We start from the raw sequence: 21,218 nt of genomic DNA on the forward strand, positions 1-21,218 counted from the left end.
GTTGACCATGCACGAACGCGACGCGGTCTCGCCCGAGGCCGACGTGGACGACCACCAGATCGAGGGAGCGCTGCGGCCCAAGGCCCTCAGCGAGTTCGTCGGTCAGCACCGGGTGCGCGAACAGCTCTCCCTGGTCCTGCACAGCGCCCAGCGCCGCAACCGCGCCCCGGACCACATCCTCATGTCCGGCGGCCCCGGTCTGGGAAAGACCACCTTGGCCATGATCATCGCCGCCGAGCTCAGCGCGCCCCTGCGCATCACCTCGGGGCCCGCGATCGAGCGGTCCGGGGACCTCGCGGCAGTGCTGTCCACGCTCCAGGAGGGCGAGGTGCTCTTCCTCGATGAGATCCACCGCATGGCCCGCCCGGCGGAGGAGATGCTCTACGTCGCCATGGAGGACTTCCGGGTCGACGTCATCGTCGGCAAGGGGCCCGGCGCCACCGCCATCCCGCTCGACATCGCCCCGTTCACCCTGGTCGGCGCCACCACCCGGGCGGGGATGCTCCCTGCTCCGCTGCGCGACCGGTTCGGCTTCACCGCCCACATGGACTTCTACGAGCCCTCCGAACTGGAGCAGATCCTGCACCGCTCGGCCGGGCTGCTCGGGGCGCCCTTGGAAGAGGAGGCGGCCCGCGAGATCGCCAGCCGTTCACGCGGAACGCCCCGGATCGCGAACCGCCTCCTGCGCCGCGTCCGCGACTACGCGGAGGTGCGCGGGGACGGCCGCCTCACCCTCGCCAACGCCAACGCCGCCTTGGAGCTCTACGAGGTGGACGCCCTGGGCCTGGACCGGCTGGACCGGGCCATCCTCGACGTGCTCATGAACCGATTCCGCGGCGGTCCGGTGGGACTGTCCACCCTCGCGGTGTCCGTGGGGGAGGAGGCCGAGACGGTGGAGGTCGTCGCCGAGCCCTTCCTCGTCCGCTCCGGCTTCCTGGCCCGCACCCCGCGGGGCCGGGTGGCCACCCCGATGGCCTGGGCCCACATGGGACTCACCCCGCCGCCTGACGCGGCCTTCGGCGCCGCGGCCGACGCGGCCACCGGATCCGCCACCGATGGGAGAGGAGGCGGCGGGGCCAAGGGCGACAACGCATCCTGACCTCCGCCTCGGCGTACACTGGAGCCACCAGGCATTTCCCTGTCGGAGGCGAACCGTTAGCATCCTGACTCTCGGCCGGTGGATGACTGGTGATCAGCGCCACGTAAACTGGGCGAACCAGCCGAAGCGGGGCAGCGACCTCGTGTGGTGTCGTTCGACACCGGTGGAACGAGTTGGCACCTTCGTGCGTTGTATACGCCGGGTGCGCATTCGACCGCCGTGGTCGGACGGCCCGAAGAAGGTGGTCGTCGCGGTGTCCGAGCCGGCAACCGTCGGCCACAGGTAACGTCAGGAAGGACGCCCCCGTGCAGGGCATTTACACTCTCGCCGAAGGTGCCCAGGGAGAGGGCAGCCTCATTGGCATGATGCTCCCGTTCCTGCTGATCCTCCTGGTCTTCTGGCTCCTGTTCTGGCGCCCGAACCAGAAGCGCCGTCAGCAGGAGACCCAGATGCAGAGCTCCCTGGTCCCCGGCGTCGAGGTCATGACCAAGGCGGGCATCTTCGCCACGGTGGTCGAGATCCACGACCAGGACGTGGTGCTGGAGATCTCCCCCGGTACCCGCATCCGTATGCTCAAGGCTGGTGTCGGTGAGGTCATCACCCCCACCAACGACGACACCCCGGTCGAGGACCGCCCCGACTTCGGTGACGACGACAAGCCCAAGGGCTAGTCAGCACCTGGCTCTCTCGCCAGTCGGCGCCACAGACTTCGGTACCGGCCCTCCTCCCAGGGCCGGTACCGCGCTGTTTTCGACGGCTGATTCGGCCGCTGCCCCGGCCGCCGTACTTCGACCGCGGTCGAACCGAACCACGACAAGAAGGCCGCACCACCCATGTCCAACGACACCGCGACCCAGGACGTCCCGGACGCCGCCGACGATCTCGCGCTGATCAAGGCGCAGATCCGCGATATCCCGGACTTCCCGCACGAGGGCATCCTGTTCAAGGACATCACGCCCCTGCTCAACCACCCGGCGGCCCTGGCCGCCGCCGTGCGCGGGCTGACCGCCCCCTACCTCGGAGGCGGCGTCGACCATGTCGTGGGGCTGGAGGCGCGGGGCTTCATCTTCGGTGCCCCCGTCGCCATGGAACTGGGCGCGGGCTTCGTTCCGGCACGCAAAGCCGGGAAACTGCCCGCAGAGACCATCGACCAGGCCTATGATCTTGAGTACGGCACCGCGACCGTCGAGATGCACGCCGACGCGATCACACCGGGCAGCCGTGTGCTCGTCGTCGACGACGTCCTCGCGACGGGCGGCACCGGCAGGGCCGCGGTGGAACTCGTCCGTAAGGCGGGTGGTACGGTCGTGGGATTCTCGGTCCTGTTGGAGCTCTCCGCACTTCAGGGGCGGGAGAAGATGCCCGACGTGGAGCTGCACACCCTCCTCTCGGTCTGACCGGAGACCCCACCGCGACTGTCGCGCTTCCCGAGGGAATACCGCGACGGTCCGTCCCCGTTGACGTACTCCAGTACTCGGTGTGACGCACTTGGTGACCTGGGTCACTGCGTGTATCCACGAGTCGGTGAGTACAGGGGGCACGAGGGGCCAGAGCGCTCCCCGCGCAGGCGGGGGCGATCCCACTAGACTGGTGGGAGAGGTGACCGCGGCGGCCGCGTCAACGACTGGCCCTGATGACACGCACGTGCACCGGAGGTGAGCCGAACGGCGACGTCGGCTCCACCGGGCGGATCCGCGGGAGGTAGGCATGCCAAGCGAAGTGGTCTCGACCGGAGCGGTGTCTGAGCAGGAGTCGGGCCGGGAGGCCCCCAGGACACCAGCGGCCGAAACCCCTCGGAGCGACATGCCGAAAGCCGACACACCGGGAGAACGTGCGGACGGCAAGCATGCGGCCGGTACGGGAGTGCCGAGCTCGAAAAGACCACAGGAGGACCGCCCGGAGGGCGCCGCGGAAGAAGCGGCGCCCTCCGACGTCTCGGGGCAGGGGGCCCAGGGACGCCAAGCGGCCTCCACCACGCCCTCCACCGTGCGAGTACGCAGAAGGCTCGCCCGACTCGGCGCCCAGCGGGGAGTGACGATGAACCCGGTGCTCGAACCACTGATCAAGACGGTGCGCGCCACCCACCCCAAGGTGGACGTACGGCTCATCGAGCGCGCCTACGAGATCGCCGCGCACCACCACCGCCACCAGAAGCGCAAGAGCGGCGACCCCTACATCACGCACCCGCTCGCCGTCGCCACCATCCTCGCCGAACTGGGCATGCAGGAGGCCACCCTGGCCGCCGCCCTCCTGCACGACACGGTCGAGGACACCGAGTACTCCCTCGACGAGCTGCGTGCGGACTTCGGCGACGAGATCGCCGAGCTCGTCGACGGCGTCACCAAGCTGGACAAGGTCAAGTACGGCGAGGCCACCCAGGCCGAGACGGTCCGCAAGATGGTCGTGGCGATGGCCCGCGACATCCGCGTACTCGTCATCAAGCTGTGCGACCGCCTGCACAACATGCGGACCCTGCGCTACCTGCCGGCCCGCGCCAAGCGGGAGAAGAAGGCTCGCGAGACCCTCGAGATCTTCGCCCCCCTCGCCCACCGCCTGGGAATGAACACCATCAAGTGGGAGCTCGAGGACCTGGCCTTCGCCACCCTCTACCCCAAGCGCTTCGACGAGATCGCCCGACTCGTCTCCGAGCGCGCACCCCGCCGCGACGTGTACCTCCAGGAGGTCATCGAGGCGGTCTCCGGCGACCTGCGCGAGGCCAAGCTCAAGGCGACCGTGCGCGGACGGCCCAAGCACTACTACTCGATCTACCAGAAGATGATCGCCCGCAACGTGGGCTTCGACGACATCTACGACCTCATCGCGGTGCGGGTCCTGGTGGACAGCGTCCGGGACTGCTACGCGGCCCTGGGAACCATCCACGCGCGGTGGAACCCGGTGCCCGGCCGGTTCAAGGACTACATCGCGATGCCGAAGTTCAACATGTACCAGTCGTTGCACACGACGGTCATCGGCCCTTCCGGCAACCCGGTCGAGTTGCAGATCCGGACCCGCGCCATGCACCGCCGCGCCGAGTACGGCATCGCCGCACACTGGAAGTACAAGGAGGACCGGGGCTCCGGCGGTGGCGAAGCCAAGCCCAAGGGCGGCACGGACATGCAGTGGCTGCGCCAGCTCATCGACTGGCAGCAGGAGACCAAGGACCCGGGCGAGTTCCTGGAGTCGCTGCGCTTCGACCTGTCCGTGCAGGAGGTCTTCGTCTTCACCCCCGGCGGCGACGTCATCTCCCTGCCTCAGGGCGCCACCGCGGTGGACTTCGCGTACGCCGTGCACACCGAGGTCGGCCACCGCACCGTCGGGGCCCGCATCAACGGCCGCCTGGTGCCGTTGGAGAACGAGCTCCACAACGGCGAGACCGTCGAGATCCTCACCTCGAAGGACCCCGACGCCGGACCCAGCCGCGACTGGATGAACTTCGTCAAGAGCGCGCGGGCCCGCAACAAGATCCGGCACTGGTTCACCAAGGAGCGTCGCGAGGCCGCGATCGACCGCGGTAAGGACGAGATCGCCAAGTACATGCGCAAACAGCAGCTGCCGGTCAAGCGCCTGTTCACCGGTGAGACCCTCATCGCCCTCGCCAGCGACCTCCGCTACGCAGACGTCGACTCCCTCTACGCGGCCGTCGGCGAACGCCAGGTCAGCGCGCAGAGCGTGGTCAGCAAGCTCGTCGACTCCATGGGCGGGCTGGAGAACCACACCGAGGACCTCGCCGAGTCCTCCCTGCCCTCCAAGGTGGCGACCGCCAAGCAGCGCTCCGGAAACGCGGGTGTGGTCGTGGCCGGGGACGGCGACGTGTGGGCGCGCCTGTCCAAGTGTTGTACGCCCGTGCCCGGTGACGACATCGTCGGTTTCGTGACCCGCGGCCACGGGGTGTCCGTACACCGAGCGGACTGCGTGAACGCCGCCAGCCTGGACCGCGACCGCATGGTCGACGTCGAGTGGCGGCCCACCGAGGACTCGATGTTCCTGGTCGCCCTGCACGTGGAAGCCCTGGACCGTGCCCGGCTGCTGTCCGACATCACGCGGGTGCTCTCCGACCAGCACGTCAACATCCTGTCGGCGACGGTGCAGACCAGCCGCGACCGGGTGGCGCAGAGCCGCTTCACCTTCGAGATGGCCGACCCCACGCACCTGGGCAGCGTCCTGCGCTCGGTCCGAGGCGTGGACGGCGTCTACGACGTGTTCCGCGTCCGCAACTGAAAATCCACTGGAACGGCAGTGGGACGTGTCGCTAGCGTGATCCCGTTCACACTTTCGCGTGAAGGCAGGTCGCCGTGCTCGAGCTCCGTACTTTCCGTTCCGAGGACACCCGCGCGCTGGAACGGCTCGTCCAGCGGCTCTGGCCGTTGAGCTCGCACCCGGGCGGGCTCGGCTGGGAACTGGCCATCGAGGCCGTCGGACAGGACACGCTGCTGGCCCACCGCGGCGGAGAGCTCGTCGCCTGGGCCGACATCGCCGCCCCCAACGCCTTCTCCGCCCACGCCGAGATCAGCCTCCAAGGTGCCTCCGCCGACCCCGAGGCGGGGGCCGCGCTCCTGGACTGGGCCCTGACCGAAGCCGGCGACGCGGAGGTGAACCTCCTGGTCTTCGACGGGGACGCCGAACTCGGCGCGCTCGCCGAGAAGGCCGGGTTCGTCGCACCCGGGGAGGACGACTCGGACGACTGGATGTGCCGGGCCGCAACCGAAGAGGACGCCGTCCTACCGGAGGGCTACCGGATCCGCCCGGTGCGCGAGGGCGAGGAGGAAGCCCGGGTGGAGTGCCACCGGACCGCCTGGAAGCCCATCGATCTGCCCTGGCCGGGCAGGGAGAACCCGCCGGACCCCGACCGGACCAGCCGCTTCAGCCGGGAGCGCTACGACAACACCCGTGCCAGCCTGCTGTACGACCGTGAACTCGACCTCGTGGTCGAGGCCCCCGACGGTGCCCTGGCGGCCTGCTGTGTCGTGTGGTGGGATCCGCGGAACCGGTGCTCCGAGATCGAACCCCTCGGAGTGGTCCCCGAACACCGCCGCAGAGGGCTCGCCTCCGCGCTCGCCCTGGCGGCATGCAGCCTGACCGCCCGACGAGGCGGCGACCGGGTGTTCATCAACGTCTCGCCCGACCTGCCGTACCAGACCCCGGCCAAGACCTACGCCAGCGTCGGCTACGTGCCAGTGCGGCGCGGCCGCTTGTACACCGGCCCGGCCCGCTAGGGCATGTTCGGCGGACACATACCCTGCTGCGCGTCGCCCCAGCGGCACTTGCACTGCGCATCTCTCAGTCGACAGCCAAACCCGGGCTGACTCCTTCTTCGGCCTTGTGCCAGCACCACTGGATGCGCCGCTCGCGACGGGCAGCATCCACCGAACACGCCCTAGGCCAGCAGAAGAGCCCCGGCCGCACATACTTCTGAGGTGTGGCCGGGGCCCTGTGGTTCAGATGCGGACGGTCGTCGACCGCACGATCTGGAAGACCGGGTGCCGGTCCGCCTCCGCCGCGAAGGCCTCCGCCGGTGCGTCCGGAGGGGTCTCGAAGTAGGGACCGACCATCGCGGCTCTGGGGTGGTCCAGATACTCCTTGAGCAGCGGCGCGGCCTCGGCGGTCCCCAGTTCGCGCACGCTCACCAGCTCGATCCAGCCGCCGTGGCGCAGCGTCGCGAAGCCGTCGTTGCGCAGGTTGCGCACCCAGTCGACCTCCCCGTACGGGGAGACCAGGTACCGGCCGCTCTCGCTGTCCAGGACGCTCAGCGGGATGGTGCGCAGAAAACCGGACTTGCGCCCACGCGTGGTGAGCAGGTGCAGCTCGGGTGGGCAGGCCCCGTACTTGACGAAGCCGCTGACGAACGCGTTGGCGGTCCGCCGCAGCTTCGTCATCTCGAACCGCTTCGTCGGTTCGTTCACCATCTCGGCAACTCCCTCACTCGGATGATCCCATTGTGATGGCTGTCGGCCCCTGATGGCACCCGCGGGGCACCTTCCGTTAGCGGAACGCGGAGATGCCCGTCACCGCCTGGCCCATGCTCAGCGCGTGGATCTCCTCGGTGCCCTCGTACGTGGCCACGGTCTCCAGGTTCACCATGTGCCGCATCACCGGGTACTCCAGCGTGATCCCGTTCGCACCGTGGATCCCGCGGGCGGTCCGCGCCACCCGCTGGGCCGCCGCCACGCTGGCGAACTTGCCGAAGCTCACGTGGTTGTGGTGGGCGTTCCCCTCGTCCTTCAGGCGCCCGATCCGCAGCGCCGTCATGTTGGCGTGGTTGACGTCCACGATCATGTCGGCGAGCTTGCGCTGGGTGAGCTGGAATCCGCCGATGGGCTGCCCGAACTGCTCGCGGGTCTTCGCGTAGTCCAGGGCGGCCTCGTAGCAGGCGCGGGCGGCCCCGGCCACGCCCCACACGATCCCGTACCGGGCCTCGTTCAGGCAGGACAGCGGCGACCCGAGGCCCTTGGACTCCGGCATCACGGCGTCGGCGGGCAGGCGCACGTCCTCCAAGACCAGCTCGGAGGTGATCGAGGCGCGCAGCGACAGCTTCTTGTGGATGACCGGGGCGGAGAAGCCCGGGGTGTCGGTCGGCACCACGAATCCGCGGATGCCGTCCTCTGTGGCGGCCCACACCACGGCGACGTCGGCGACGGAACCGTTGGTAATCCACAGCTTGGTGCCGTTGAGGACCCAGTCGGTGCCCTCCTTGCGGGCGCGGGTACGCATCGAGCCCGGGTCGGAGCCGGAGTCGGGCTCGGTGAGGCCGAAGCAGCCGATCGCCTCACCGGCCGCCATCTTCGGAAGCCAGGCGTTCTTGTGCTCCTCGGAGCCGAACTTGTGGATCGCTGCCATGGCGAGGGAGCCCTGCACGGACACGAAGCTCCGCAGCCCCGAGTCCACCGCCTCCAGCTCACGGCAGGCCAGGCCGTAGGCGACAGCGCTGGAACCACCGCAGCCGTACCCCTCCAGGTGCATGCCGAGGACACCCAGGTCGCCGAGGGCCTTGGCGAGGCCACGGGGGTCGGGGATGGTCCCGGCCTCGAACCAGTCGGCCACGTTCGGGAGGAGCTCGTGTGAGGAGAATTCGCGGACGGCGTCGCGGACGTCGCGCTCGGTGTCGGACAGTTCGGAGTCCACCGCCAGGAAGTCGTGCGGGTCCGGGGCGGCGGCCTTGCGCTGGGAGGCGCTCATGATGGGTTTCCCTTCGTGGTGCTGGGGTCTGTGTGCTGACGGTCCTACTTGACGTCGGTCTGCTGGACGGCGCCGCGTTCGGCGAGCTTGCCGATCTGGTCCGGATCCAGACCCAGCTCGGCGAGCACCTGTGCGGAGTGCTGGCCCAGCAGCGGGGGAGCGGTCATCGGGGTGGGGGTCTGCTCCATGCGGAAACCCGCGCGCACCTGTTCCAGAAGTCCGGCCGTGGGGTGCTCCACCGAGCGCAGGACGTCGTCCCCGCTGGCGTCGGCGGTGCGCAGCGCGTCCAGCACGCCCCGCACCCGGCCGACCGGGACCCCGGCACCCACCAGGACCTCCATCCAGTGGTCGGCGGGCAGGGTCCGGAGCGTCGCCGAGAGCTCTCCGACCAGCTCCTCGCGGTGCGCCACCCGTTCCGGGTTGGTGGCGAAGCGGGCGTCCGCTGCCAGGTCGGGGCGGCCGATCGCCTCGCACAGCCGCTGATAGAGGGCGTCGTTCCCGGCGGCGATCACGATCTCCGCGTCCGCGGTGGGGAACACCTGGTACGGCACGATGGTCGTGTGCGCGTTGCCCACCCGTGCCGGTTCGGTCTCGGTGACCAGTGCCTGCTGGGTGAGATTGACCAGGCTGGAGAGAGTGGAGTTGACGAGCGAGACACTGATGTTCTCACCTCGACCGGTCACCCTGGCCCGCATCAGCGCGCCGAGGATGCCCACGGCCGCGTTCAGCCCGGTGAGCACGTCGGTGAGCGCCACCCCCACCTTGCTGGCCGGGCCGTCGGCGGGGCCGGTCGTCGCCATCAGACCGCTCTCCGCCTGCACGACGATGTCGAATCCCGGCCGGGTGGCGGGCTCGTGCTCGGGGCCGAAACCGCTCACCGAGCAGTACACGAGCGCCGGGTTGCGCTTGCTGATCTCCTCGTAGCCCAGGCCGAGGCGGTCGATCACCCCGGGCCGGAAGTTCTGGATCACCACATCCGAGGTGGCGCACAGGTCCTGGACGGCGGCCAGCCCCTCCGGGTCCTTGAGGTCGACGGCCAGACTGCGCTTGTTCCGGTTCACGGACAGGAAATAGGCGGCCTCGCCGGGGGAGTGGTCCTCCCGGTGCTCCTCCGCGGGTTCGGCGTAGGGAGGGCCCCAGGACCGGGTGTCGTCGCCCTTGCCCGGCTGCTCCACCTTCACCACCTCGGCGCCCATGTCGGCGAGGAGCATGGTGGCGTACGGGCCCGCCAGGACCCGGGAGAGGTCGGCGATCCGCACCCCGGCGAGGGGGAGGGGCGCTTCGGGAGCGGGAGCGTCGGGGATGGTCTCACTCAAGGGTCACTCCTTGGCGTCGGGGGCGCTGGGCAGCTGGCTACCGGGAAGCTGATCGCCGTCCCGCAGTTGGTAATAGGTCTCCAAGCAGCGGCGCAGCGCGGTGGTGAGGGCGGCGCCGGACTGGCCCGCGTACCGCGTCTGGACCCTGTGGACGATCTCCGCGATGTCCTCGGTCACCGAGGAGCCCTCGACCAGGGCGCGGAAGAAGTCCTTGGCCAGATCCGTGAGGAGGGTGGTGTCCGCGGCCACGATACGGCCGTCCGCGGAGTCCACCGCGAGCACGACACCGAGCCGCTGGTACTGGGAATGGCTCGCCACCGAGTCGGGAAGACGGGCGTAGCCGGAGATGAGGACAACCCTGGGGTTGCGGAAAAGCTGCTGGACACGGTCGTCGCCGTACAAAGGACGCACCTCTCGTCTGCGGGCATGCGAAAACTCCAACGCACTGGAGTCTCGCGCCTGAAGGGCGGCCGGGGGAAACCGGACACCCGCGACGTGAGGGCAGTTCAGGAACAGTATGGACCAGCCGTGGCTGCGGGTGTCAAGCGGGGGGTGTTCCAGGCCACACCAGGGTGCCGGTGCGCCCCAGGCGATCCATGTGTTAAATTTCGGCACAGGTCACGAGTACCAGCGACAAGCCCCGGCTAGCTGGTCGGCAACCCTCCTTCCGCGGTGGGGTGCCCCGGGTGAGGACCAGGTCCCGACACGACCGTGTCAGACAAGCGCGGACCCCTGAGGCGAAGCCGACATCCGGCGTACCCCTGTGGGTCCCACGACCTACAGAAGAGGTGCCTTCATGACCACAGTCATTCCGTTCGACCCCGCCCGTTCCAGCCGTTCCGCCGCCCGGGCCGCCGACGCTGGCGATACCTGCTCGATCGTCACCCCCGACAGCGGGGTCCCCCTCGTCACCGGGGAGTACGTCGACTACGCCAACTTCGACTACGCCGCCAGTGCGCCCTGCCTGACCAGCGTCGCCGACGTGCTCTCCGCGGCCCTGCCGTACTACGCCAGCGTCCACCGCGGGGCCGGACACCACTCGCAGGTCAGCACCGACTCCTACGAGCGCGCCCGCCGCAGCGTCGCCCGCTTCCTGGGCGTGCGCACCGAAGCCGACGAGACCGGCTCCGCGGACGCCGTGGTGTTCGTCCGGGGTACCACCGATGCCGTCAACCTGCTGTCCCGCGCCGTTCCCGAAGGGTGCACCGTGGTGGTGTTCGAGACCGAGCACCACGCGAGCCTGCTGCCTTGGGAGCACCCCACCTCGCGCGCCGGGAAGGTGGTCCGACTGCCGCTGCCCGAGACCCCCGAGGCGGCTGTCCGCGCTGCCCGCGCCGCGCTGGCCGAGGCCCCCGACGGCCCCAAGCTTCTGTGCGTGACCGCCGCCTCCAACGTCACCGGTGAGATCTGGCCGGTGGAGGAGCTGGTCGAGGCCGCCCACGCTGAGGACGCCCGTATCGTCGTCGATGCCGCCCAGTACGTGCCGCACCTGCCGTTCAGCCTCACCGAGACCGGGGTCGACTACGTGGCGCTCTCCGGCCACAAGCTCTACGCGCCCTTCGGCTCCGGTGTCCTGGCCGGCCGCGCCGACTGGCTGCGCGAAGCCACTCCGTACCTCGCTGGCGGGGGAGCCACCCGGCAGGTCACCGAGCACGACGTGATCTGGAACGACCTGCCCGCGCGCCACGAGGCCGGGAGCCCCAACGTCCTCGGGGCCGTGGCTTTGGCGGCAGCCTGTGACACCTTCTCCCAGGAGACCCTCTCCTTGCAGCACATCGCCGAGGCCACCCTCTTGGAGCGCCTGCGCGCGGGCCTCGCCGAGATCGACGGAGTGCACGAGCTGACCCTCTGGGGGACGGAGCAGCCCAGGGTCGGGATCGTGTCCTTCGTCGTCGACGGTCTGCCCGCCGACCTGCTGGCGGCGGCGCTCTCCGCCGAGTACGGCATCGGTGTGCGGGACGGCCTGTTCTGCGCCCACCCGCTCACCAAGCACCTGCTGCCCGAAGGCCACACGCAGGCCGTACGCGCGAGCCTCGGCGTGGGGACTACCGGGGAGCACGTCGACCGCTTGGTGGGCGCAGTTGCCGACCTGGTGGCGCGGGGTCCACGATGGGGGTACGCCGACTGCGACGGTCGGCTCGCCCCGGTCCCGGACCCGCGCAACGTGCTCTGAACCCTGCCTAGGCGGACGCGGAGAGCCTGTGTGCCAGGAACGCCTCCGCGGTCAGCAGACGCGGGTGTTCCCGGCGCAGGGTCGCGATGTCGGCCTCGTAGCCCGCCTCGTCGAACCACCGGAGCATGGGGTCTTCGATCGGCAGTACGGGCTCGAACCGGGTCGGGACCCCGGTGACGCGTTCGTAGATCTCCGCGATCGCGGGGAAGGTGATCTCGTCGCCCGCGATCGCGATCCGCCGACCGGCGTACTCGCGCGGGGCCTCGAAGGCGTTGGCTGCGAAGTACGCGATGTCGTCGCTGGCGACCATCTGGATCGGCCGCTCCGCCCTGATCGGGAGCTGCATGAGCCGTTCATTCTTCGCGTCGGCGAAGCCGAGCAGGTTGTCCAGGAAGAACACCGGCCGCAGAATCGTCGCGGAGATACCCAGCCGCCGAATGTGCCGCTCGACCGCGGCCTTGCTTTCGAAGTGGTCGATCCCCGTGTCACGCTCGGCTCCGTCCACGGAGCTGTACACGAGGTGCGCCACCCCGGCTGCCAGAGCCGTGTCCGCGACGGACCTGCCCTGTCGGGTCTCGGCGGCGGTCTCCTCCGGGGTGTCGCCGGTCGCCTGCACGCTGAACACGCCGTCCACACCGTCCATGGCCTGGAACAGCGAGTCGGCGTCGTCCAGGTCACCCCGGACGAGCTCCGCGCCCAGGCCCTTGAGTTCCTGGGCCCCGGCCTTGTCCGGGTCGCGGACCAACGCACGTACCGTGTGCCCCCGCGACAGCAGCTCCCGTGCGACGGCTCCCCCCTGGGTGCCGGTCGCGCCCGTCACCAGTACGGTCCGGCTGCCACCACCGTCAACCCGGCTAACACTGCCAACCATGTTCCCCTCCTCGTCAGTGACTCATCACGGGCCAAGCACCCGGCAATCATCACCCTGAGCCCTCAAGCGCACTTGAGGTCAACTGGCGGGCCCGGATGGTTCGGAGCCCGTTCAGAAACCGTTCAGAGCCCGTTCAGAAGCCGTTCAGTCGGGAGCTGTCGGGCTGAAATCCCGCAGGGTAGGAGTTTCCGGCTGGATGCTTTGCGGTCGGATGCTTCCCGGTCGGATGGTTTTCGGTCGGATGGTTTTCGGGTGATGGTATTTCTCGGGTAGCTGAGGTTCCTTTCGGGATGCAGGTTCCCTCCTTTCCCGCCGCCCGATTGTGGCCGTCTCCGCTGCGCGCCTCAAGGTCGTCGCCATCGAGCGCTTCGCGCGTCAGTAGCGCTCCACCTTGACGCGCTCCGCTGCGACGGCGGGTTGGCGGCTATCGGGAAAGGGGGACGGGTGGTCGAGGTCCATGCCATTTCGGGCTCCGCCCGAAAACTGATTCTGTCGGCCTGGCGGCCGATGCCTGCCCCTGCGCCGGAGCGTCGACGGGTCGGGTGTCGCGGCTGGTCACTGTGGGCAGCGGACCCCGAACAGCACGGCCTGTGGCCGGTGGGCCACTGCGCCGGAGTTCACCGGTTGCGGGTGTCGCGGCCGGTCACTGTGTGCGGCGAAAACCCCGATGATCTTGCTACTGGTGGCAAGATCATTCCCATGCTAGAACACATTTATCCGCTTTGTCTAAGAATGCACACAAGGCTGGTCGCTCCTTTCCCAGTGGCCTCTTCCCAGAGGAGGTAAATGTGGGTCAGTGTGGTTGGGTAAGGGTGTTATCACCCCCGGGATAGGTCCTTTCTGTGCCTTTCTTGATATCCTGGTGGTATGACTTCTTCTTTCGGGCAGTGCGGGAACACGGCGGGAAACACCCCCGCTGTGGCCGCCATGGGTGCTGCCCGGGAAAAGATCGCCTCGGAAATGGCGGAGGTGCCCCCGACCGGAGCAGCTGGCCAGGTCCTGGATGTGATTTCTCAGGTGTTCGAGGACTTCGATCGGGCCCAGCTTTCGATGCTGCTGCGGTTGGCGCAGTTGGAGGCGGCCGGGACCCTGTTGGAGGCGGGTGGGCAGCGGTCGGTGCAGAACTGGCTGATCCACTCGGTGGGTATGGCCCCCGTTGAGGCCAACGGGCGCGCCGAGCTGGCGCGGCGGTTGTTCGCTCAGGAGTTGCCCGCCACCCGGGAAGGTTTGGACTCTGGGTTGTTGTCGATCGGTGAGGCGGTGGCGGTGTGCAAGGCCGCTGATAAGGCGGTGGGGGCGCGCAACACCAAGGACTGCCCGGATGCTGGCCTCTTCCGGCGGATGGTGGAGGCCGGGATTTTGGCTTCCAAGGCCAGGGAGCCGGCGATGTCGAGCTCCGACATCGCCCGGCTGGGTAGGGAGCTGCTGGCCCAGTACAACCCGGCGGTGGTGGAGGAGCAGTACCAGGCCGCCTTCGACGCCCGTGGTGCGCGTTTGGTGCGGACCTTTGATGGCACGTTCATGTTCGAGGCCTGGGGTCCGGGTGAGCACGCCGAGGAGTTCCAGTGCGTGCTCAGGGCCCACGAGTCGGAGTATGACCCCGAGAGGCTGCACGTGTCGGCTTCGGAGCGGATGTATGACGCGTTCATGAACCTGGTCCGGTCCGCATCCCACCTCACCGAGAGCGCCGGGGGTGCCGAGGGGCAGGCCGAAGACGGCAAGGGCAGCAAGGGCGGTCAGGGTCGCAAGCGTGCTGCGGTGGCGATGATCAACATCATGGTGCCCCTGCCCACCTTCCTCGGCCTCCAGAACCAGACCGAGGGTGCGGGTCCGGCGGTGACCCAGGATGGGCAGGTGGTCTCCATGGCCGCGATCCGTGCCCTGGCCCCCAACAGCGTGCTGCGCCGGATGATCACCTCCCCCAAGGGTGACCGGGTGCTGGACGTGGGCCGCACCCAGCGCGATGCCACGGGTGCTCTGCGGGATGCGGGGATGTTCGGTCACACCACCTGCGCCTGGTACCAGGGCTGCAACTTCCCGGCCAGCGGGTCGGAGGCCGACCACAAGCAGAGCTTCTCGGCCGGTGGGTCAACGAGCGCGGACAACATTCAGCCCCTGTGCTCGGACCACAACCGGTTGAAGTACCGGAGGGAGACCAACCCCGAGGCCTCCATCTGGCAGGGCCGCCCTTCCCACCGCAACCGCAGCAATAAGGGGGAGGACTCGGACGGGGACCCGGAGCCAGCCCAACCCCCTTCCTGGAGTCACGGTCACCCTCGTTTTTGACTCCAACTGGGGGGTTCACCACACACCGGTACCACTCGAGACCGCTCCGGTGTTTCGCGCTGCCCACAGTGACCGGCCGCGACACCCTCAACCGGTGTGCTCCGGCGCAGGGGCAGGCATCGGCCCCCAGGCCGACCGGGGTCCGCAGCAGAGCATGACCGGCCGCGACACCGCCAGGCGTCAACGCTCCGGCGTAGGGGTAGGCATCGGCCGCCAGGCCGACGCAGTTATCGGGCGGAGCCCGAGTCTTTCCCGCTCGGACCTCGACCACCCTTCCCCCTTTCCCGATAGCCGCCAACCCGCCGTCGTAGCGGAGCGGGTCAAGGTGGAGCGCCGTTGACGCGCGAAGCGCTCGACGGCGACGACCTTGAGGCGCGCAGCGGAGACGGCCACAATCACGCGGCGGGAAAGGAGGGAACCCTAGCCCGGAAGGCAACCCGCACCAGCCGCAGGGGAATCCTCAAGCTCTCAACCCCACCCCCACCCCCCACCCACACCCACACACCACCGACACCCACACCACAGGGACCTAAGACTCATAAAACCTTGTAACGCATGACCTCACATATCAGACAGTTGGTCACATTTCACCCACCACTGTGCCGGGTATCACGTTCACAAGCTGTACTATCAGGCCCTGACGGCAAGGCGCGCCGCCGTCGGACCGGACCGGTCCACCTGGCTAAGCGTCTTGCCTCCCGCGAGCGAACCGGCTGGGGGAACGTGATCGTGACGGACGTCCGAGGACCGAATGCAGGTCCCCTCACGGCCGTGTTCCGACAACAGGAAGCCCCGCGCGTTCACCGGCAGGAACCCCGCGTCGTCAGCTTCGGTGCGCGTGGCTGTGCCCCGCCGGACCCCGCCCAAGCCGAACAGGTCCGACTCCACCAGGCCTTTCTCTGCCGGGCCGTCGAGTACCTGTGCGCCGACGCCGGTATTCGCCAGTTCGTGGACTGGGGCTGTCCCATCCCCGGCACCGCCGAGTGCGTTCACTCGGCCCACCCGGACGCCACTCTCGTCCACGTCGCGCCCGAGGGGACGGCCGGGATGCTCGCCGCCCCCGAGCAGGCAGCGGTCTTGTCCGGCGACGGATCCGGGACCGAAACCCTCCTGCGTCGCCTCCACACCAGCGGGCTCGTCGATTTCGACGAGCCCGTCGCCGTACTGATGACCCGCCCCTTCACCGCCGAAGCCCTACCTTCGGGCCTCCACACCCTCCACACGATGATGCGCGGCGGCGGCTACCTCGCTCTCACCTCCACGGCACCTCGCACCGTGGCCGAACGGGCCTTCTCCCCCTTCCTCCCCGTCGAACCGGTGGTCGCCGACCTCAAATGGTGGCCCTACCCGGACGAGGACGTGTCCGCCCCGGGATGTGGAACCCTGGCCGGACTGGGCCGTGCGCCCAGGCGAGGAAGGGGAGTGAGCCAATGGCGCTGAACTGGAACGGCGAGATCCTGGCCCAGATGCGGTTCTACTGGGACTTCTCGCTCTGGCCCAGGCTGGAGGGGCTTACCGACGCCGAGTTCTACTGGGAGCCGGTTCCGGACTGCTGGACCGTCCGCCAGCTGGAGGACGGCCGCCACGCGCCCGACGGCGCCTACCCCGAGCCCGACCCGCCCCCGGTGACCACCATCGCCTGGCGCCTCGGGCACCTCGTGGTGGACGTTCTGGAGACCCGCATCAACTGGCACTTCGGCGACCGCACCGCCGACCGCGACACCGTGGACTGGCCCAGCACCGCAGCCGAGGCCCGCCAGCGCCTGCGCAACGCCTACATCACCTGGACAGACCACCTCCAGGAGCTGGACGACGACGCCTTGGCCATCCCGGTCGGCAACGCCGAAGCGCCCCAGTGGTCGGATTTCCCGTTGGTCGTGCTCATCCTGCACCTGAACCGCGAGTTCATCCACCACGGCGCCGAAGTCTCCCTCCTGCGCGACCTCTACCGCGCCCGCCCCGATGCGCGGCCCGGGATACCCTAAGCTCCCTGGCCCGGGACACCCCAACCCCCGGATCAGACCGCGTCCTGCTCAGACCACGTGCATCGGGTCCACCCGGACCTGGGCCAGATGTTCGTCCCGGCGTGCGCTGCGCGCCGAGGCGGCCGTCTTCAGCGCCCGGGTCAGTTCGCCGATCGCGCCGCGCGGTACCCGCAGCAGAGCACGCTCGGTCCGGTGGGTGCCGCTCTCACTGACCTCGGACCCGACCGGCACCGGGCCCAGCAGCTCGGCGCTCTCGGGCAGCTGGATCTGGTCCAAGAGCTCGCGCACGTGCTCGGGGGCGCCGGTGATCGAGGCCATCGACACCGCGGGGGGAAACCCGAGCTCCCTCCGCTCGGCCAGCTCGCGTTCGGCAAATCCGCCCGGGTCCCAGCGCACCAGTGACTGCACCACCGGCAACGAGCCGTCCGCGGACACCACCACTGCCCCGCCCGGCCGGACCAGAGCGGACGCGTGCAGCCAGCGCCGCAGCGTCTCCTCCGAAGCCCGCAGGTCGGCCCGGTTGAGTAGCGCCCAGCCGTCCAACAGCACCGCCGCCGCGTACCCGCCGTCGGCGGCCACCGGCTCGGCCCCGGGCGTGGCCACCACGATCGAGGGTTTGCCCGGGACCTCCGTCAACACCTCATCGCGCCCCGATGTGCGCACGGTCAGCGACGGGAACGCGCGGCCCAGCTCCTCTGCGGTTCGACGGGCTCCCACCACCACCGCGCGCATCCGGTTCACCCCGCACTCGGTGCAGGCCCACTGTCCGGCCGCGCGCCCGCACCATCCGCACGAGGGCATGGCGTGCGAACCGCGTACGGCCAGCGGCCCGTGGCAGCCGTCGCAGCGGGCCGGCGCGCGGCAGCCCGCGCAGGCCAGGGTGTTGAGGTAGCCGCGGCGCGGTACCTGGAACAGCACCGGCCCGGTCCGGGCCGCCTCCCGCGCCGCGCGCAGTGCCACGCTCGGCATGCGTGCGGACCTGGCGGCCTCGTCCCGGGCGAGTTCGCGGTCGTCACCGGCGGGCTTGATCATCGGGGCCCGGGCCCGCAGTGTCGCCCGGTCGGAGACCAGCGGGTGTGCCCACCCAGACTCCACCAGGAGCTGCGCGTCGGTGGTTCGGGTGTGCCCGCCGATCAGCGCGCCCGCCTCCGCCCGGTGCGCGCGCATGGCCAGCACGGTGCGGGCGTGGGGGTAGGGGGCGTGCGGGTCCACGTGCACGTCGTCGCCGTCGTCCCACAGCACCACCAAGCCGAGACCGCGGACCGGAGCGAAGACCGCGGCCCTGGTGCCCACGACCACCTGTACCTGCCCGCGCAGCACTGACAGCCAGCGCCGGTAGCGTTTGGCCGGGCCCAGGTCGGCGGTGAGCGCCACGTGCTGGCCCTCGCCCAGGTGTCGGGTCATCGCGGCGTCCACGGCGGCCACGTCACGGCCGTCCGGCAGCACCACCACGGTGCCGCGCCCGGCGCCCAGGGCAGCCGCCGCGGCCACCGCGATCGCGTCGGTCCAGTCGGTTCCGGGCAGCGCGTTCCACACCGCGCGGGCCGGACGCCCCCCACGCAGTGCCTCGAGGAACGCGGGACCCTCGGGGTAGTCGCCCCAGGGGCAGGTGCCGGAGCCGTCACCCCCGGCCTCCTCAGCCTCAGCGGCCCTCACCGCGCCCTCAACTCCGGTCTCTGCGCCCTCAGCTCCGGTCTCCGCGTCTCCTGTCTCTTTCTCCACCCGCGCGTGCCGGGGTGGCACCGCCAACCGCAGGACGTCGCTCAGCGTGCCCGCGTACCGGTCGGCCACGGCCCGGGCCAGATCCAGGACCTCCGGGGTGAGCACGGGCTCGGGGGAGACCACCGTCTCCAGGTAGGCCAGTTGGCCGGCGAACTCCGAACTCTCCACCCGCTCGGCGAGGAAGCCCGCCAGCAGGCGGCTGTTGAAGCGCACCTTCACCCGGCAGCCCGGCACAGCGGTCTCGTCCATGTCGGCGGGCACCCGGTAGTCGAAGTAGCGGTCCAGGTGCGGCAGAGGGGTGTCCACGATGACGCGCGCCACGGGGAGCCGGTCGGCGGGCCTGCGCTTGGCCGGTCGCCGGCTCTTCGCGGTGGCGGCCTTCGCCTTCTCCGGTGCTTTCTTCTCCTGCCTCGGCAGGTCGAAGAGGACCTCGTCGGGCTGGCCGGGCTGCGCTGTCATCAACCCTGGTCTATCAGAAGGCTCCGACACCGCCCGTCTTCCACGGCGGCCGGACCCGCCGGGACTGGTAGAACAGGGATCCACAGGCGCAGCGGAGGGGAAGTGCGAACATGAAGCTTGTCTTTGCGGGAACACCGGAGGTGGCGGTGCCCTCACTCCGGGCACTGATCGACTCCGACCACGAGGTCGCCGCCGTGGTCACCCGGCCCGACGCGCGGTCCGGGCGCGGCCGCAAGGTGTCGGCGGGCCCGGTCGGCGAGCTCGCCGAGAGCGAGGGGATCGAGGTCCTCAAGCCCGCCAAGGCCGGTGACCCCGAGTTCCTGGAGCGCCTCGCCGAGATCGCCCCCGACTGCTGTCCCGTGGTGGCCTACGGCGCCCTGCTGCCCCAGTCCGCGCTCGACGTTCCCGAGCACGGCTGGGTGAACCTGCACTTCTCCCTGCTGCCAGCTTGGCGCGGTGCCGCCCCCGTCCAGCACGCCGTCCTGCACGGTGACGACGTCACCGGCGCCTCCACCTTCCGCATCGTCAAGGAACTCGACGCGGGCCCGGTCTTCGGCACGCTCGCCGAGACCGTCCGGCCCACCGACACCAGCGGCGAGCTCCTCGAGCGCCTTTCGGTGTCCGGGGCGGGACTGCTGGTGCGCACCGTCGACGGCATCGCCTCCGGTGAGCTCAGCCCGGTTCCGCAGCCGGAGTCCGACGTGTCCTACGCCGGCAAGCTCAACACCCTCGACGCCGAACTCGACTTCACCGCGCCCGCCCTGCGCGTGGACCGGGTCGCCCGCGCCTGCACCCCGGCACCGGGGGCTTGGACGACCTTCCGCGGCACGCGCCTGAAGGTCGGCCCGATCCGGCCGGTCACCGACGCCGACCGCCCCGACCTGGAGCCGGGTGAGCTGCACGTGGACAAGAAGCGCGTCGTCGCGGGCACCAGTACCCACCCGGTCGAACTCGGCGAGGTCCAGCCCCAGGGGAAGAAGGCCATGCCCGCCGTGGACTGGGCGCGTGGCGTGCGTCCCACCGAAGTTGACCGGCTGGGCCGCTGAGCTGCCGTACTCTCGGTGCAGGCGGGCGTGAGCGCGCGCCAGTACACGTCCCCGGCTTGTTGAGGCAGAGCAGTTGAGCGAGCAGTCCCGGTCCCGGAACCAGCGTCCGCGCAAGGGCAAGAAGCCCCGCCAGGGCGGTGGCCAGCGGTCCGGTCCGCCGCAGCCGCGCGATCCCGCCCGCAGAGTCGCCTATGACGTGCTGCGCGCGGTCGAGCAGCGCGACGCCTACGCCAACCTTTTGTTGCCCGCCTTGCTTAACGAGCGCGGCATCCACGGCCGGGACGCCGCGCTGGCCACCGAGCTCACCTACGGGACGCTGCGCCGCCAGGGGACCTATGACGCCGTCCTGGAGACATGTGTCGACCGCTCTCTGGCTTCCGTGGACGACGAGGTACTGCCCCTGCTGCGGCTCGGCTCCCACCAGCTGCTCTCGATGAACGTCCCGGCGCACGCGGCCGTCAGCGAGACCGTGGACCTGGCCCGCCGCGTGGTGGGCCACCACCGGTCCCGGTTCGTCAACGCCATTCTGCGCAAGGTCAGCGCACGCGACCTGGACGCGTGGATCGAGGTGGTCGCGCCCGACCGTGAGCGCGACCCCAGCGGATACCTGTCCGTGGTGCAGAGCCACCCGCGCTGGGTGGTCAAGGAGTTGGCCCGCGCCTTGGGCGAGCGTGCGAAGGACGGGCTGGTGCGGACCGAGCAGCTCCTGGCGGCGCACAACGAGCGCCCCAAGGTGACGCTGGTCGCCAAGCCCGGCCGCGCCAAGGTCTCCGACCTCGAGGAGTCGGGTGGCGAACCCGGCCGCTACTCGCCCTTCGCCGCCTACCTGCCCGAGGGCGATCCAGGCGCGATCCGCGAGGTCCGCCAGGGCCGGGCCGCCGTCCAGGACGAGGCCAGCCAGCTCGTCGCACTGGCGCTGTCCCGCGTGGACGCCCAAGGCGGGGACGGTCTCTGGCTGGACATGTGCGCCGGGCCCGGCGGCAAGGCCGGCCTGCTGGCCTCCCTCGCCGGCCAGGGCGGGGCCCGCCTGGTCGCTTCGGAGCTCCAGCCCGCCCGGGCGGGCCTGGTGGCGGGCGCCGTGCGCCGTG

General features: G+C 70.0%; 17 protein-coding genes and 1 riboswitch. Of the genes, 11 read left to right on the forward strand and 6 right to left on the reverse strand.

The annotated features are described in order from the left end of the window. The first annotated feature begins 7 nt into the window (after window positions 1–7). The 5 genes from ruvB (at window position 8) to ACYVD1_RS19260 (ending at window position 6,312) form a co-directional block, all read left to right on the forward strand. Window positions 8–1,099, forward strand: a complete 1,092-nt coding sequence (gene ruvB, locus ACYVD1_RS19240; RefSeq protein ID WP_460774548.1) for a Holliday junction branch migration DNA helicase RuvB — start codon at window positions 8–10, stop codon at window positions 1,097–1,099. 305 nt (window positions 1,100–1,404) lie between these two features. Then, the gene (gene yajC, locus ACYVD1_RS19245; RefSeq protein ID WP_460748062.1) at window positions 1,405–1,770 is read left to right on the forward strand and encodes a preprotein translocase subunit YajC; all 366 of its coding nucleotides are present in this window, start codon (window positions 1,405–1,407) and stop codon (window positions 1,768–1,770) included. Window positions 1,771–1,932: 162 nt separating this feature from the next. Beyond that, window positions 1,933–2,496: an adenine phosphoribosyltransferase gene (locus tag ACYVD1_RS19250; protein ID WP_460774551.1), complete on the forward strand. Its 564-nt coding sequence runs from the start codon at window positions 1,933–1,935 to the stop codon at window positions 2,494–2,496. 640 nt (window positions 2,497–3,136) lie between these two features. Continuing rightward, on the forward strand, window positions 3,137–5,317 hold the full coding sequence (locus ACYVD1_RS19255) for a RelA/SpoT family protein (RefSeq protein WP_460774612.1): 2,181 nt from the start codon (window positions 3,137–3,139) through the stop codon (window positions 5,315–5,317). Window positions 5,318–5,391: 74 nt separating this feature from the next. Next, window positions 5,392–6,312, forward strand: a complete 921-nt coding sequence (locus tag ACYVD1_RS19260; RefSeq protein ID WP_460774553.1) for a GNAT family N-acetyltransferase — start codon at window positions 5,392–5,394, stop codon at window positions 6,310–6,312. Between the two features lie 222 nt (window positions 6,313–6,534). On the opposite strand, the gene ACYVD1_RS19265 is transcribed toward ACYVD1_RS19260, so the two are convergent. The 4 genes from ACYVD1_RS19265 to ACYVD1_RS19280 all read right to left on the reverse strand — a co-directional run bounded on the left by ACYVD1_RS19265 (window position 6,535) and on the right by ACYVD1_RS19280 (window position 9,990). Further along, the gene (locus ACYVD1_RS19265) at window positions 6,535–7,002 is read right to left on the reverse strand and encodes a nitroreductase/quinone reductase family protein (protein ID WP_460748071.1); all 468 of its coding nucleotides are present in this window, start codon (window positions 7,000–7,002) and stop codon (window positions 6,535–6,537) included. Between the two features lie 76 nt (window positions 7,003–7,078). Continuing rightward, window positions 7,079–8,272: an acyl-CoA dehydrogenase family protein gene (locus tag ACYVD1_RS19270; RefSeq protein WP_460774555.1), complete on the reverse strand. Its 1,194-nt coding sequence runs from the start codon at window positions 8,270–8,272 to the stop codon at window positions 7,079–7,081. A 44-nt stretch (window positions 8,273–8,316) separates the two neighbouring features. Continuing rightward, on the reverse strand, window positions 8,317–9,588 hold the full coding sequence (locus tag ACYVD1_RS19275; RefSeq protein WP_460774558.1) for a CaiB/BaiF CoA transferase family protein: 1,272 nt from the start codon (window positions 9,586–9,588) through the stop codon (window positions 8,317–8,319). A gap of 3 nt (window positions 9,589–9,591) precedes the next feature. Continuing rightward, window positions 9,592–9,990, reverse strand: a complete 399-nt coding sequence (locus ACYVD1_RS19280) for a DUF3870 domain-containing protein (protein ID WP_460774561.1) — start codon at window positions 9,988–9,990, stop codon at window positions 9,592–9,594. Window positions 9,991–10,204: 214 nt separating this feature from the next. Further along, window positions 10,205–10,319, forward strand: a riboswitch (SAM riboswitch). 65 nt (window positions 10,320–10,384) lie between these two features. On the opposite strand from ACYVD1_RS19280, the gene ACYVD1_RS19285 reads away from it, so the two are divergent. Next, entirely contained in the window at window positions 10,385–11,761 is a 1,377-nt protein-coding gene (locus ACYVD1_RS19285; RefSeq protein ID WP_460774564.1) for an aminotransferase class V-fold PLP-dependent enzyme, read from the forward strand. Window positions 11,762–11,768: 7 nt separating this feature from the next. On the opposite strand, the gene ACYVD1_RS19290 is transcribed toward ACYVD1_RS19285, so the two are convergent. Continuing rightward, window positions 11,769–12,632 carry an NmrA/HSCARG family protein gene (locus tag ACYVD1_RS19290; protein WP_460774568.1) on the reverse strand — a complete coding sequence of 288 codons (864 nt, stop codon included), beginning with the start codon at window positions 12,630–12,632 and terminating at the stop codon, window positions 11,769–11,771. An 867-nt stretch (window positions 12,633–13,499) separates the two neighbouring features. Between ACYVD1_RS19290 and ACYVD1_RS19295 the strand changes: the two genes are divergently transcribed. The 3 genes from ACYVD1_RS19295 (at window position 13,500) to ACYVD1_RS19305 (ending at window position 16,903) form a co-directional block, all read left to right on the forward strand. Then, a complete protein-coding gene (locus tag ACYVD1_RS19295) occupies window positions 13,500–14,918 on the forward strand; it encodes an HNH endonuclease signature motif containing protein (RefSeq protein WP_460774572.1) in 1,419 nt (472 codons plus the stop codon). 771 nt (window positions 14,919–15,689) lie between these two features. After that, window positions 15,690–16,358, forward strand: a complete 669-nt coding sequence (locus ACYVD1_RS19300) for an SAM-dependent methyltransferase (RefSeq protein WP_460774575.1) — start codon at window positions 15,690–15,692, stop codon at window positions 16,356–16,358. Further along, window positions 16,349–16,903, forward strand: coding sequence for a DinB family protein (locus ACYVD1_RS19305; RefSeq protein ID WP_460774577.1), 555 nt, complete (start codon window positions 16,349–16,351; stop codon window positions 16,901–16,903). The genes ACYVD1_RS19300 and ACYVD1_RS19305 overlap by 10 nt, the downstream gene beginning before the upstream one ends. Before the next feature lie 48 nt (window positions 16,904–16,951). On the opposite strand, the gene ACYVD1_RS19310 is transcribed toward ACYVD1_RS19305, so the two are convergent. After that, complete coding sequence (locus tag ACYVD1_RS19310) at window positions 16,952–19,084, reverse strand: primosomal protein N' (protein WP_460774580.1); 2,133 nt, start codon at window positions 19,082–19,084, stop codon at window positions 16,952–16,954. Between the two features lie 110 nt (window positions 19,085–19,194). On the opposite strand from ACYVD1_RS19310, the gene fmt reads away from it, so the two are divergent. Together fmt and ACYVD1_RS19320 are read left to right on the forward strand one after the other, a co-directional pair. Continuing rightward, window positions 19,195–20,130 (forward strand): methionyl-tRNA formyltransferase, encoded by a 936-nt coding sequence (gene fmt, locus ACYVD1_RS19315; RefSeq protein WP_460774582.1) that lies wholly within the window; start codon window positions 19,195–19,197, stop codon window positions 20,128–20,130. A gap of 73 nt (window positions 20,131–20,203) precedes the next feature. Further along, on the forward strand, window positions 20,204–21,218 hold a 1,015-nt coding region (locus ACYVD1_RS19320), incomplete at its 3' end, for a transcription antitermination factor NusB (protein WP_460774584.1).

It is taken from the genome of Nocardiopsis nanhaiensis, from assembly GCF_054778635.1.